The 12,771-nt window shown below is 66.6% G+C and carries 10 protein-coding genes and 1 pseudogene; 7 read left to right on the top strand and 4 right to left on the bottom strand.

Translation table 11 applies throughout. The annotated features are described in order from the left end of the window. Positions 1–128 precede the first annotated feature (128 nt). A complete protein-coding gene (locus D3874_RS14865; protein ID WP_119778778.1) occupies positions 129–1,721 on the top strand; it encodes an FAD-binding oxidoreductase in 1,593 nt (530 codons plus the stop codon). Here the strand turns inward: D3874_RS14865 and D3874_RS14860 are convergent. After that, positions 1,690–1,986: an RNA-binding S4 domain-containing protein gene (locus D3874_RS14860; RefSeq protein WP_119778777.1), complete on the bottom strand. Its 297-nt coding sequence runs from the start codon at positions 1,984–1,986 to the stop codon at positions 1,690–1,692. The two genes, D3874_RS14865 and D3874_RS14860, sit on opposite strands and share 32 nt — an antisense overlap. 61 nt (positions 1,987–2,047) lie before the next feature. Beyond that, positions 2,048–4,984, bottom strand: coding sequence for a helicase-related protein (locus D3874_RS14855; protein ID WP_119778776.1), 2,937 nt, complete (start codon positions 4,982–4,984; stop codon positions 2,048–2,050). Between the two features lie 152 nt (positions 4,985–5,136). On the opposite strand from D3874_RS14855, the gene D3874_RS14850 reads away from it, so the two are divergent. Both D3874_RS14850 and D3874_RS14845 read left to right on the top strand, forming a co-directional pair. After that, positions 5,137–5,895, top strand: coding sequence for a hypothetical protein (locus D3874_RS14850; RefSeq protein ID WP_147385676.1), 759 nt, complete (start codon positions 5,137–5,139; stop codon positions 5,893–5,895). 26 nt (positions 5,896–5,921) lie between these two features. After that, entirely contained in the window at positions 5,922–6,617 is a 696-nt protein-coding gene (locus D3874_RS14845; protein WP_119778774.1) for a hypothetical protein, read from the top strand. Positions 6,618–6,872: 255 nt separating this feature from the next. Here the strand turns inward: D3874_RS14845 and D3874_RS14840 are convergent, their stop codons facing one another. After that, complete coding sequence (locus D3874_RS14840) at positions 6,873–7,493, bottom strand: glutathione S-transferase family protein (protein ID WP_119778773.1); 621 nt, start codon at positions 7,491–7,493, stop codon at positions 6,873–6,875. A 173-nt stretch (positions 7,494–7,666) separates the two neighbouring features. Here D3874_RS14840 and D3874_RS14835 point away from each other — a divergent pair, with 173 nt between their 5' ends. Together D3874_RS14835 and D3874_RS14830 are read left to right on the top strand one after the other, a co-directional pair. Further along, the gene (locus D3874_RS14835; RefSeq protein WP_119778772.1) at positions 7,667–8,362 is read left to right on the top strand and encodes a hypothetical protein; all 696 of its coding nucleotides are present in this window, start codon (positions 7,667–7,669) and stop codon (positions 8,360–8,362) included. A gap of 23 nt (positions 8,363–8,385) precedes the next feature. Then, positions 8,386–9,051, top strand: coding sequence for a hypothetical protein (locus D3874_RS14830; protein WP_119778771.1), 666 nt, complete (start codon positions 8,386–8,388; stop codon positions 9,049–9,051). 301 nt (positions 9,052–9,352) lie between these two features. On the opposite strand, the gene D3874_RS14825 is transcribed toward D3874_RS14830, so the two are convergent. Further along, positions 9,353–10,432: a lipid A deacylase LpxR family protein gene (locus D3874_RS14825; protein WP_119778770.1), complete on the bottom strand. Its 1,080-nt coding sequence runs from the start codon at positions 10,430–10,432 to the stop codon at positions 9,353–9,355. A gap of 336 nt (positions 10,433–10,768) precedes the next feature. Between D3874_RS14825 and scpA the strand changes: the two are divergent. Further along, positions 10,769–12,133, top strand: a pseudogene (gene scpA / locus D3874_RS32475) (methylmalonyl-CoA mutase); the annotation flags it as partial. Beyond that, positions 12,130–12,747, top strand: a complete 618-nt coding sequence (locus tag D3874_RS32470; protein WP_456306418.1) for a cobalamin-dependent protein — start codon at positions 12,130–12,132, stop codon at positions 12,745–12,747. The pseudogene scpA and the gene D3874_RS32470, both read left to right, overlap by 4 nt. Positions 12,748–12,771 lie beyond the last annotated feature (24 nt).

Below are 12,771 nucleotides of genomic sequence, written 5' to 3'. Positions count from 1 at the left end.
TCTCGCGCTGGCCCAGAATGGATCCCGGCCTTCGCCGGGATGACGATCAAGGTGGTTTCCTCCTTTGCCCGGCCCTGCCATCCTTCGCCCAAGACCCGCGCATGACGGGTCAAGGACGGGGGAGCGGGATGCGGCAGCGGAAATTCTGGGGCTGGGGCTTTGCCGACGAGGGGGCGAGCGAGGCGGAGGTCGGGATGCTGGCGGGCCTGGCCGCACAGCGTTTCGGGGTCGACAGCTTGGGCGTCGTGCCGCCGCCGGCGCCTGAAGAAATCTCGCTGGGCCGGCCGCGGGTCCAGGTGCCGGCGTCGCTGGCCGGCATCGTCACCGCTGATCATCACGCGCGGCTGGTGCACGCCCTGGGGCGTTCCTTCCCCGATCAGGTGAAGCCGTTCCTGCGCGATTTCACGACGGCGCCCGACCTGGTCGCCTTCCCGCGTGACGAGGCCGATATCGCCGCCCTGATGGACTGGGCCGGGGCGCAGGATGTGGCCCTGATCCCGTTCGGCGGTGGCTCCAGCGTGGTGGGTGGGGTTACACCGCCCGGCGACCGCGCAGCACTCAGCCTCGACATGGGGCGGCTGGACAGGATCCGCGAGATCGACCGCACCAGCCGTGCCGCGCTGATCGAGGGCGGCATGTTCGGCCCGGCGCTGGAGGCGGGCCTGAAGCCCCATGGCCTGACCCTGCGCCATTTTCCCCAGAGCTTCGAATTCTCCACCCTGGGCGGCTGGATCGTGACGCGTTCCGGCGGCCACTACGCCACCGGTCCCACCCATATCGAGGAATTCGTCGAGGCCGTCACCCTGGTGACGCCGGCGGGCCGGATCGAGACCAGGCGCCTGCCGGCCTCGGGCGCCGGCCCCGACACCAATCGCTGGGTCGCCGGGTCGGAAGGGGCTTTCGGCATTCTCGCCAGCGCCTGGATGCGCCTGCAGGATATCCCCAAGCAGCGCCTCGGCACCTCGATCGCCTTCGACGGTTTCCATCGTGGCGCCGAGGCGATCCGGGAGATCGTGCAGGCCGGATTCCAGCCGGCTAATTGCCGCCTGATCGATGCCGGCGAAGCGTTGGCCACCTTCGCCGGCGACGGCAGCGCCGACCTGCTGGTGCTGGGCTTCGAAAGCGCCGGTGCCCCGCTCGATGCGCTGATGGCCGGCGCGCTCGAGATCTGCCGTGCCCATGGCGGCCGCTTTGCGCCGCCCAAGGCTTCGAGCACCGGCGGCCAGCGCGAGGGGGCGGCCGGGGCATGGCGCAACGCCTTCCTGCGGGCGCCCTATTACCGCGAGGTGCTGGTCGCCCGCGGGGTCATGGTCGACACGTTCGAGACCGCGATCACCTGGGACCGCTTCGACGATTTTGTCGACACGGTGAAGGCCCGGGTGCGCGACGCAATCCTCAGGGTTACGGGCCGGCCGGGGCAGGTGACCTGCCGCCTGACCCATGTCTATGCCGATGGCGCCGCGCCCTATTTCACTTTCTACGGCCTCGGCCGTGGGGATCTGGCCGATCTGATCGGCCAATGGCAGGTGGTGAAGCAGGCGGCCTCCGATGCCCTGATCGAGCTGGGCGGCACGATCACCCATCACCATGCGGTGGGGCGCGATCACGCGGCGCATTATGCCCGCGAGGTGCCGGGCCTGGCCGTCGCGGCGCTTCAGGCGGTCAAGCGCCGGCTCGATCCCAAGGGCATCATGAATCCCGGGGTTCTGCTGCCGGGGTGATGTCGAGGTAGAGGCCCTGGGCCTCGGGCGCCGGGCCGCGGCGCACGCCCAGGCCCAGCACGCGCACGACGCGGACCTGGGGCAGGAAACCCAGGGTCAGCACGTCGCCGATCCGGATCGCCTGATGGGCCTTCAGGGCCGGCTGGCCGTTCAGGCGCACCCGCCCGCGTTCGGCATGATCGGCGCCCAGGCCGCGCGTCTTCACGAAACGCGCGTGCCACAGCCATTTGTCGAGGCGGAGCGAAGGCCCCGCGCCGTCAGCCATCAGCGGCCGAGTTTTTCGCGCAGGGCGGCCAGGGCCGCGAAGGGCGAATCGGGATCGATCTTCACCGGTGCGGGATCGGGCCGGCGGGGGCGATTGTTGTCCCGGTGCGGTTGGCCCTGATGCTGGGGCTTGGGCCCGGCATGCCGGCCGTTGCCGCCGTCGGGCCGCCCGCCCTCGTGCCGTCCACCTTCGTGCCGCCCGCCGTCGGCCCGCTTGGTTTCGTGCTGCTGGGCACCGTCCTGCTGGGGCCGACCCGGCTTGGGTCCGTGCTTGTGCTTGCCGCCGCGGCGACGGCCCTCGCGCGGCGGGCGCTGGCCCTCGGGGCAGGGGCGGGCGCAGCAACATCGGTGGCCGCGACCTCGCTCGCGGCAACGGGAGCGGCGGCATCGACCTCGCCGGCGGTTTCGACAGGGGCGGCGTCGCCCGGCGCCGGCTCGGCCGCCGTGGTTTCGCTCGGGGCGGCTTCGCCCTCCGCCGGCGGGGCGGCACCCTCAAGCGGGGCGGCCGCGTCGGCCGGTGTCGGGGCGGCAGCGGGCTTGGCTGCCGGGCGTGGGCGACCCTTGCGGCCGCGCACACGGTAGCGCACGGCGCCGTCTTCCAGGGTCAGCTTCTCATAGCCCAGCGCACGCATGACGGCGACGAACTCGTCGTTCGAGCAGCCGACAAGCCCGGTCAATTCGCCGGTCGGCGTGATCGCATCCTCGCCCTGGCGGTCGCGCAGGGTCTGGTCCAGGCGCTCCAGCATGTCGATGCGGATGGCCTTGGCGCCGCAGCGGCGGAAGCCGGCAACGGTCAGCCATTCGTCCGGCGTCTGGCCGTCGAGCAGATAGGCGACATGGCCCGCCGGCGGCGGGGTCACCGAACCCTGGCCCAGCAGCACGGCGCGCAAGCTCAGCTTGAGCTGGGTGGCCTCGGGCTTCAGCAGGCCCGGCAGATAGATCGTCAGCTTGCCGAATTTGACGCCCAGGCGGCGCAGTTCGGCCCGCGCGGGCTGGGGCAGGGCGTCGAGTTCGCCGGCAATGTCGCGCCGGGGAATGGCGCCCAGGGCTTCGCTCAGGCGGAAGGCCAGGCCGCGGGCGGGGCCGGGCAGTTCCTCGGCCGATTGCAGCTTGGTCAGGGCGCCCAGCACGGTCTCGACCCGGGTTGCCACGAACCGCTCCAGCCGGTGCAGCACGCGGTCGCGCTGCGCCCCGTCCAGCAGTTCATGGGGCAGCAGGTGAACCCGCGGGTGCAGGGCGTCGCGTCCCGGCACCAGCCGGGCCAGGACATTTCCATCCCAGACGATCCGCCCTTCGGGGTCGAGCTTGAAGACCTCGTCGCCGGCGGCTTCGAGTTCGTCGGTGCGGCGGGTCACTTCAGGGCCGAGGGCGCGGTTCGCGGCCGCCAGCACTGCCTTCCCGTCGACGCCTTCCGCATCGGGGTCGGGGATGAATTTCAGTCCAGACATGCGTCCCACATACTCCCCTTCGACCAGCACGTCACCTGCGGAGTCGACAGCCCCCAACAACTCGGCCTCGCCGGCGAGGCTCCGGATCAGTGCCGAGGACCGCCGATCGACGAAGCGCTGGGTCAACCGCTCGTGCAGCGCGTCCGACAGGCGATCCTCGATTGAACGAGCCTGGTCCTGGATTGGTTCCGGCGCATCCAGCCAATCGCCGCGATAGGCGACGAAAGTCCAGGTGCGGATATAGGCGAGCCTGGTCGCCAGGGTATCGATATCGCCCTGGGTATCGTCCAGGCGGTTCAACTGCTCCTCGACCCAGGCCTGGGGCAGGCGGCCGTCCTGGGCCAGGTGGCGGAAGATGCGGCCCAGCAGGCGGACATGGACATCGGCCATGGTCTTGCGGAAATCAGGGATCTGGCAGACCTGCCACAGCAACTCGACCCGGGCGCGGCCGACCACCAGGGGCGCCAGTTCCTCGTCCGTGCCCAGGGCCTTCAGGGTCGACTGGTCGTCGGCGTCCTTCACCCGCATCAGGCCGGGCAGCGGCGGCATCCGCTCCAGGGTGCGGAGCAGGGCCGCGACGCTGGAGAAATCGAGATCGGACGAGCGCCACTGCAACTGCCGCACCGGCTCGAAGCGGTGCTCCTCGACCCGGATCACCACGTCGGGGTCCAGTTGCTCGGTGCCGGCGGTGGTGCCGAAGGTGCCGTCGCGCATGTGGCGGCCGGCGCGGCCGGCGATCTGGGCCACCTCGCCCGGCGTCAGCGGCCGGTGGCGCTTGCCGTCGAACTTGTCCAGGCTGGCGAAGGCGACGTGATCGACGCCGAGGTTGAGCCCCATGCCGATGGCGTCGGTCGCGACCAGATAGTCGACCTCGCCCGCCTCGAACATGGCGACCTGGGCATTGCGGGTGCGCGGGCTCAAGGCGCCCAGCACCACCGCCGCCCCGCCGCGCTGGCGCCGCACGGCCTCAGCCAGGGCGTAGACCTCGTTGGCCGAGAAGGCGACGATGGCCGAGCGCCGCGGCAGCCGCGCCAGCTTGCGGTAGCCGGCATGGGTCAGGGTGGACAGGCGCGGCCTGGTGATGAAGGTGGCCTCGGGGATCAGGCGCTTGATCACCGGGCGCATGGTCTCCGAGCCTAGAAACAGGGTTTCCGACACCCCGCGGGCATGGAGCAGGCGGTCGGTGAAGACATGGCCGCGCTCCAGGTCGGTGGCGAGCTGGATCTCGTCGACCGCCAGGAACTCGAACAGCCGGTCCTTGGGCATGGCCTCGACGGTCGCCACGAAATAGCGCGCCTCGCGGCCGATGATCTTTTCCTCGCCGGTGATCAGCGCGGCGGCGGCCTCGCCCTTCAGCCGCACCACCCGGTCATAGACCTCGCGCGCCAAAAGGCGCAGCGGCAGGCCGATGATGCCGGTGCGATGGGCCAGCATCCGCTCGATGGCGAAATGGGTCTTGCCGGTGTTGGTGGGGCCCAGAACGGCCGTAACCCGCCCCTGGGCGACCACGGAGGTGGTCGAGCGGGCAGCATGACTCGGGCGTTCTGACATAACCTGCCCAACATCGGGCGGCCGCGGCGGAATCTCAAGGCCTTTGCGCTCGGCCGGGGCGCTGCTCCCTCCATTGAGGGCGTTGCATCCAGGGCACGATCAGGGCGCGGTCTTCGCGGCGCGCCGCAAGAACGGTGACGCGGCGAGAGGGAATGTGGTTCTATCGCTTTAAGGGAAGTGCCGGTGACAATACCCGTTTGCGGGAAGAGGGAAGCGTGTTGCGAGTGTCGAGAATATTCCTTGCGTTCCTCTTGCTGTTGCTCGGCGCTTGTCAGTCCGGCCGCCCGTTTTCGCCGCCCAGTGCGGGCGATCTCCAGCTTGGCCGCACCACCGAAGCGGAGGTTCGCCAGCGCTTCGGCGAGCCGACCCGGATCGCCCGCCAGGTGACGCCCAAGGCGACGGAGACGGCGCTGCCTGCTGGCGGTACGCCATTCGATCCGGTCATGCTCGAGGGCAGCTATGCGCTGCTGACCTATGCTCTCGACAATGCGCCACAGGTCAGGATGCTTGGCGGTGACCCGAAGGCAAAGAGCCTGCGCCTGCTGTTCCTGGACAATGTCCTCATCGATTACATGTTCATGAGCAGTTTTGACGCCGACGCATCGGACTTCGACGAAAGCCGCATCCCCGACATCGTGAAAGGGCAGACCATCGAGGCGCAGGTGGTGAGCCTGCTTGGCCCGCCTGCCGGCAAGGGCATTTTTCCCATTGTGCGCGACCCGGGAACGCACGTGCTTCACTACGGCTTTCACCGTATCGACACGGGCTTCTTCGTCTGGGACACCACGGTCGAAAACAAGCAGGCGGATGTCCTGATCGACGCCCGCGGCTTCGTTGTCGACTATCGCGCGACAGGGCTTGCGCCGGTGCCGGCCGGTCCTGGTCAGCCGCCCAACCCGCAACCCAAATGATTCGACGACAATCCAGGGGTTCTTCCATGCGTGCTGTCTTCTTCGTTTTGGCCGCCTGCCTGCTTGCGGCCTGTTCCAGCGGCCGCGATTTCGCGAGGCCGACGATGGCGACGATCAGCCCCGGCGTGGCGACGGAACAGAGCGTCGTCGGCCAGTTCGGTACCCCTCAACAACGTCGCCAGCAGATCGCGCCAGTGCCCAGTCCGGAACAGGTAGCGACGGCGCGTTCGGGCTTCGATTCGATGCCGGTCGAAGGAGCCTATGTTCGCCTGGACTACGACTATTCGAAATCCGACGGGTTCGGCGGGACCAGCCACAAGAATCTGTTTTTCATCTTTTGGAACGACCGGCTTGTCGCCTACGACCTCATCAGCGACATGGAGGGTGCCTCGACCAAATTCGACGAAAGCCGAATCGCCGCGCTTCGGCGTGGGGTGACCACCAAGCAGCAGGTGATCGAGCTGCTCGGGGAACCGTCCGGCCAGGCGATCTACCCGATGGTCAAGGACAAGGGCAATCAGCTCCTGAGCTACAGCTTCGTCGGGATCGGCCGGAGCCAGTTCTATACCGGCCAGCGCGACATCAGCATCTCGTTCCTGCAGGTGCTGATCGGGCCGGACGGCAAGGTGGTGGATTTCCAGTCGAAGTCGGAGGTGAAGACCTTGACGCCCCAACCGTCCCCCGCCCCCACGTTCATGCCACTTTTCATTCCGACGAAATAATCGGCGGCCGGGGCCGGCATCTCAGAGACTGTTTCGAAAGGTTCGTTTCGGTCTGCGGTTGGGTGACCCGGCCGAGCAGATTGCGTGGTTCGACAGGCTCACCATGAGGAAAGTCTTTTTGCCACAAAGATTGTCCCCATCCTGAGCCTGTCGAAGGACGTACAACGTCTCTGCAAGGTACGGCTTTTGAAACAGTCTCTCAGGGCTTTCAGGCTGGCTGGCGATCCTTCCGAATCATGGCGGCGAGAGGTGGAATCAGGCCTTTTCGGCCGCAACCACCCTCTGCACGGCCGGGCGGTCGGCCATGCGCTGGCGATGTTCCAGGATCTTCGGCGTCTTGGCCGGGTCGACCCCGTCGCCCTCCATCCAGTTGCCGAGCGTGAACAGGTAAGGGTCGGCGATCGTGTAGGTCTCCCCCATCACCCACGGCCCCTTGAACATTTCCCGCTCGATCAGGGCAAAGCTCGCCCCCACGGTTTCCGGCACCTTGCGCTTCATATCGGCGATGGCGATGGGGTCGTCGGCCCAGCGGGTGCCGCGCACCCTGTGGGCGTGGTTCACGTGGACGGTCGAGGCCAGGTAGCCGTTGAACGCCTGGATGCGGGCGAAGGCGAAGGGGTCGTCCAGCGGGGCGAGCTTTGCCGCGGGAAAGCTTTGCGCGATATAGGCCAGGATCGCCACGTTCTCGGTCAGCACGCCCTGGCCAGTGACCAGCGCCGGGACCCGGCCCTTGGGGTTGATCGCCAGGTATTCGGGCTTGGTCTGCTCGGCTTCCCTGAAGTTCAGGCGCACCGCCTCGTAATCGGCGCCGGCCTCTTCAAGCGCGATGTGACAGGCCAGGGCACAGGTGCCTGGGGCATAGAACAGCTTGAGCATCTCGATCTACCCCATGTTACGCGCCGATTCCTAGCCAAGTCTGCCCCGCATTACCCCTCCAAAATACGCGGGGCTCGCACGCGATTTTGGTCGTGCGGAGTCCCGCCATGGATTGAGGCTCGTTTGAGCCACAATTCCTGGTTATCGTTTGGCGGGGTCGTTGGGAGGCAGGCATGATCCGTTGGCTGTCGGGCGTGGTGGGCCTTGTCGTCGGCCTAGGTACGGCCGATCTGCGAGCGGAGGTCTACCCCCTCGATTTTCGCCTGCCTGTCCCGGCCGAGCTGGTGCTGGGTCAGACGACCGAGGCGGATGTCATCCGGCTCTATGGCCGGGCAGACAAGATACAACGCATCGTGCTGGCCTATCCGGTCGACCAGTTCCTGTCGCCGCTTGACGTCGCGAGCGGGGACCGCCCGCTCTCGATGTTTCGTTACCGGCACGAAGGCCAGTACGAATCCCTCGGCATCCTTTACTTGAAGACGGCCGACTATCTCTTCCTGGACGGGAAGCTGATCGATTACACATTTCAGAGCAGCTTCAAGGGCGAGGCGATCACCTTCGATCCCCTTCGCCTTGAATCGGTGGTCAAGGGTAAGACCACGGAAGCCGAAATCGTCGCTCTTATGGGTCCCCCGACCGGAATGGGCATCTATCCCGCTGTCCGTGATCCTGGCTTCCGCGTCCTGCACTACCGGATGCCTGCACGGACCGAACTTCCGCTTCAGGCCCCTGCCTCAAGCATGCCAACCATCTTCGCCGATCTGCTGATAGATCGGGACGGAAAGCTGCGCGAAATCCGCGTCGAGACGACGCACATCCCGCGCGAGCGGCTTCCAAGTTTCGATGACGAACACGAGCTTCCCTGGTGAGGCACCCTCAACGAGGTAACCGAATGCGCCTTGTCCTCGTCGTCTTTTTCGCCCTGGCCGGCTGCCAGGCGGGCAAGGATTTCGCGCCGCCGGATCCCACGCGCCTCACCCTCGATGTGACGACGGAGACCCAGGTGGTTGCAGTCACGGGAACGCCCGGTGCGCGGGCTGAGCGCATCCTGCCAGAACCGACCGCGCAGCAGCTTGTCGAGGTGAAGACCGCCTTCGATTCCGTCCCTGTGGCTGGCGCCTACCGCCGCATCGGCTACTATCATGATGCCAGCGGTATTCGTTCGCGGACCGTCAAGAAGGCCTATTTCACGTTTTGGAATGGCGTACTGGTTGAGTATTCTTACGAAGCCAGCACCCCCGGCTTGGCCGCGAGCTTTGCGCAAAACAGGGTGGCGGAACTGAAGCGTGGTGTCACGACACGGTCGGATCTGATCAACCTGTTTGGGCAGCCGACAGGCGAGGCCACCTACCCGATGATCCGGGACCGGGGCAGCCGGCTGCTGTCCTACAGTTACTGGGGCTATGCCGATCAGGCATCCGGGGAAGTGGTCGGGGGCGGCAGTTTCACCCGGCGGACCTTGGAGGTCCTCCTTGGCGAAGACGGCAAAGTGACGGCCTTCCGCTACAAGTCCGATGTCACCTCTAGCTTCATGACACCCTGGGAGGTGCGGCGCTAAAGTCGGGATTGGCCGTGACCCTTTGGAACAGGACCGGGCCCACGGTGAGAAGCCCGGGCGCCCAGGTCCGGGAAACCTCCAGGCAGCGGCCCTGTTCATGGCCTCCCCGACCGCCAAAGCTCTTGCTTCATTTTCCAGACAAAAAAGCCGTATCGCCCATAGAGGATGTTCTCAGAATCTTTGGGGAGCCGTCAGGGTATTCTGTTTTCCCGATCCTTCGATCTTCATCCCGCAATAATCGACGGACCGGATCCAGACAATAACGGCTGGATCCGGTGGTAGACCGTCGGGCTGGCCTTCATCAGAAGTTCCAGGAGAGGCTGACCGAGCCGAATTCGGAATTGCCGGACTGGCCCTCGAACTCCTTGGTTCGGAGAACATAGCTGTAGGTCAGGCGGGTCGAGCCGACGAAGACCGAGGCGCCGGCCTGGAGGTCGCCGACCAGGATCTTCTTGTCGATATCAGGCGCGTAGCCGGGATAGTTGTTGGCGTCGAGGAACTTGTCGATCGCCACGGCCCGGCCTTCGACACCCGCGAACAGGTACCAGCCGAAGCCGTCGCGCTTGTCGTAAAAGCCCGACCCGGCCAGCGCCGGGCGGATGCGCGGCGCGCCGAAGTCCGAGCTCAGGTTCTGGCCGAAGCGGAACATGGCGCCGGCACCGGCATAGGTCGAGACATTGCCCAGCGACACGGTCACGCTGGGGGTGACGTCGACGCCCAGGTCCCAGCCGGTCACCAGCAGGCTTTGGGCGCGCCATTTGCGGTCGAACACCAGGTTGATGCCCGGCTCATCCTTGATCTGGTAATCCCAGCCTTCGGCGTTGTCGTCCTTGATGACGCGGTGGACATTGTTCTGCACCTCCTCGCCCAGGGCCGAAGGGCCGACCACGCCGACCTGCAGCTCGATGGTGTTGAGTTCCTTCTCGCTGTAGGACACCAGCGACATGGCGCCGAACAGGAAGGCCGCATAGGGGCGATCCTTGGGATCGGGAATCCGCGTGTCGGTGTCCTGGGGGGTGTAGATCGTCTGGCCCAGCGACAGGCCCCAGCGGATCTGCGAGTCGGCACCCAGGAAGTACGAGGCGGCGTCGGCCACGGCGCCCAGGGTTGCCGGCGGCGCCGACGAGGACAGCCACGACAATTGCAACCCATTAGTGTAGTAGCGGTCGGTGCCCGCGAAAATGTCGTTTTCCCACTGGAGGGAGAAGGTGCCGTTGGGATCGCGCGGGGCAGCGTCCCAGCCCGCATTGGCCGGCACCGGGGTGGCCGGCGGTGGCGTTGTGCCGGTGCCATCCTGGGCCCAGGCACCCGATCCCCAGGCACCGGTGGCCACCATGGCGGCCAGGGCGACGCGACGTCCGGTCTTGTTGCAAAGCGGCATGCTACATCCTCACGAGAGACAAATCCGAAAGGGAAAGCGCCCTGCGGACAGATTTGTTCCGGCTTATACCGCACTGCGGCTCGATTGACTTGGGGCCTTGTGAGACCCTATTACGACAATGGATTTCGATGTTTGCGACAGACGGACGTGGCAGGGGTGGCGGGCGATGGTTGACTTTCCCAAGCGGAGCCTCGAGGACTGGCAGGCGCTGACGGCCAAGGAGCTGGGCGGCAAGGAGGCCGACAGCCTCACCTGGAACACGCCTGAAGGCATCCCTGTGAAGCCGCTCTACACCCAGGCCGATGTCGAGGGCCTGGAAACCGCCGATACGCTGCCGGGCTTTGCCCCTTTACCCGCGGCGTGCGCGCCTCGATGTTTGCCAACCGGCCCTGGACCATTCGGCAATACGCCGGCTTCTCCACCGCCGAGGCCTCCAACGCCTTCTACCGCAAGAACCTGGCGGCCGGGCAGATGGGCCTGTCCATCGCCTTCGACCTCGCCACCCACCGCGGCTATGACAGCGACCACCCCCGCGTCACCGGCGACGTCGGCAAGGCCGGTGTCGCGATCGACAGTGTCGAGGATATGAAAATCCTGTTCGACGGCATCCCGCTCGACAAGATGTCGGTCTCCATGACCATGAACGGCGCCGTGCTGCCCTGCCTCGCCAATTATATCGTGGCGGCCGAGGAGCAGGGGGTTTCCCAGGACAAGCTATCGGGCACCATCCAGAACGACATCCTCAAGGAGTTCATGGTCCGCAACACCTATATCTATCCGCCCGAACCCTCGATGCGGATCATCGCGGACATCATCGCCTACACGTCGCGCAACATGCCGAAGTTCAACTCGATCTCGATCTCTGGCTATCACATGCAGGAAGCCGGGGCGACCCAGGTCCAGGAACTGGCCTATACCCTGGCCGACGGCCTGGAATATGTCCGCGCCGCCCTGTCCAAGGGCCTGGACATCGACGAATTCGCCGGCCGCCTGTCGTTCTTCTTTGCCATCGGCATGAATTTCTTCATGGAAGTGGCCAAGCTGCGCGCCGCCCGCTTCCTGTGGGCCGAGCTGATGGCGCCGTTCAAGCCGAAGAAGCCTTCGAGCCTGATGATGCGCACCCATTGCCAGACCTCGGGCGTCTCACTCACCGAGCAGGACCCCTACAACAACGTGGTGCGCACGGCCTATGAGGCGATGGCGGCGGTGCTGGGCGGGACCCAGTCGCTGCACACCAATTCGCTCGACGAGGCGATCGCCCTGCCGACCGAATTCTCGGCCCGCATCGCCCGCAACACCCAGTTGATCCTGGCGGAGGAGACTGGCGTCACCCACGTGGTCGATCCGCTGGGCGGCTCCTACTATGTCGAGGCGCTGACCGCCGATCTGGTGCGCGAGGCGCGCAAGCTGATCGAGGAGGTCGAGGCGATCGGCGGCATGACCAAGGCGGTGGAAACCGGCCTGCCCAAGCTGCGCATCGAGGAGTCGGCTGCCCGCCGCCAGGCCGCGGTCGACCGTGGCGACGAGGTGGTGGTCGGCGTCAACAAGTACCGCCTGCCCGACGAGGCCCCGGTCGACATCCTGGATGTCGACAATGTCGCCGTGCGCCTGTCCCAGATCGAACGGCTGAACAAGATCCGCGCCACCCGCGACGAGGCCAAGCTCCAGGCGACGCTCGACGCCCTGACCCAGGGGCCATGAACAACGAGGCCAACCTGCTGGCCCTGGCGGTCGACGCGGCACGCGCCCGGGCCACGGTGGGCGAGATTTCCGATGCGCTCGAGGCGGTCTTCACCCGTCACCGCGCGGTGATCCGCTCGATCTCCGGCGTCTATGGCGCGGCTTACGAGGGCGACGAGGGCTTCGACCGCATCCGCAAGGATGTCGCCGCCTTTGCCCGCGAAGAAGGCCGCCGGCCGCGCATGCTGGTCGCCAAGATGGGCCAGGACGGCCACGACCGCGGCGCCAAGGTGATCGCCACCGCCTTTGCCGACATCGGCTTCGACGTCGACGTCGGCGCCCTGTTCCAGACCCCGGCGGAAGTGGCGCGCGACGCGATCGAGAACGACGTCCACGTCATCGGTGTCTCGTCCCAGGCGGCCGGCCACAAGACCCTGGTGCCGGAACTGATCAATGAGCTGAAGGCGGCCGGCGCCGGCGACGTGCTGGTGGTCTGCGGCGGCGTGATCCCGGCCCAGGACTATGATTTCCTCTACAAGGCCGGCGTCGCCGCGATCTACGGCCCGGGCACCAACATCCCGGCCGCCGCGGCCGAGATCATGTCGATCATCGCCAAGAAGCGCGAAGCGGCGTGAGCGGTAGCGATAGCAGGGAGTGTG

The sequence above is a fragment of the Oleomonas cavernae genome (genome assembly GCF_003590945.1).
GTDB lineage: Bacteria > Pseudomonadota > Alphaproteobacteria > Zavarziniales > Zavarziniaceae > Zavarzinia > Zavarzinia cavernae.
Note: the sequence above shows the minus strand (reverse complement) of the source record. Positions and strands in the feature narration are given on the sequence as shown.

What these genes read in the sequence shown, in the direction of transcription:
- D3874_RS14830 (WP_119778771.1), top strand. Translation starts at nt 8,386, where the DNA reads ATGCGCCTTGTCCTCGTCGTCTTTTTCGCCCTGGCCGGCTGCCAGGCG.
- D3874_RS32470 (WP_456306418.1), top strand. Translation starts at nt 12,130, where the DNA reads ATGAACAACGAGGCCAACCTGCTGGCCCTGGCGGTCGACGCGGCACGC.
- D3874_RS14845 (WP_119778774.1), top strand. Translation starts at nt 5,922, where the DNA reads ATGCGTGCTGTCTTCTTCGTTTTGGCCGCCTGCCTGCTTGCGGCCTGT.
- D3874_RS14840 (WP_119778773.1), bottom strand. Translation starts at nt 7,493, where the DNA reads ATGCTCAAGCTGTTCTATGCCCCAGGCACCTGTGCCCTGGCCTGTCAC.
- D3874_RS14825 (WP_119778770.1), bottom strand. Translation starts at nt 10,432, where the DNA reads ATGCCGCTTTGCAACAAGACCGGACGTCGCGTCGCCCTGGCCGCCATG.
- D3874_RS14835 (WP_119778772.1), top strand. Translation starts at nt 7,667, where the DNA reads ATGATCCGTTGGCTGTCGGGCGTGGTGGGCCTTGTCGTCGGCCTAGGT.
- D3874_RS14850 (WP_147385676.1), top strand. Translation starts at nt 5,137, where the DNA reads ATGTGGTTCTATCGCTTTAAGGGAAGTGCCGGTGACAATACCCGTTTG.
- D3874_RS14860 (WP_119778777.1), bottom strand. Translation starts at nt 1,986, where the DNA reads ATGGCTGACGGCGCGGGGCCTTCGCTCCGCCTCGACAAATGGCTGTGG.
- D3874_RS14865 (WP_119778778.1), top strand. Translation starts at nt 129, where the DNA reads ATGCGGCAGCGGAAATTCTGGGGCTGGGGCTTTGCCGACGAGGGGGCG.
- D3874_RS14855 (WP_119778776.1), bottom strand. Translation starts at nt 4,984, where the DNA reads ATGTCAGAACGCCCGAGTCATGCTGCCCGCTCGACCACCTCCGTGGTC.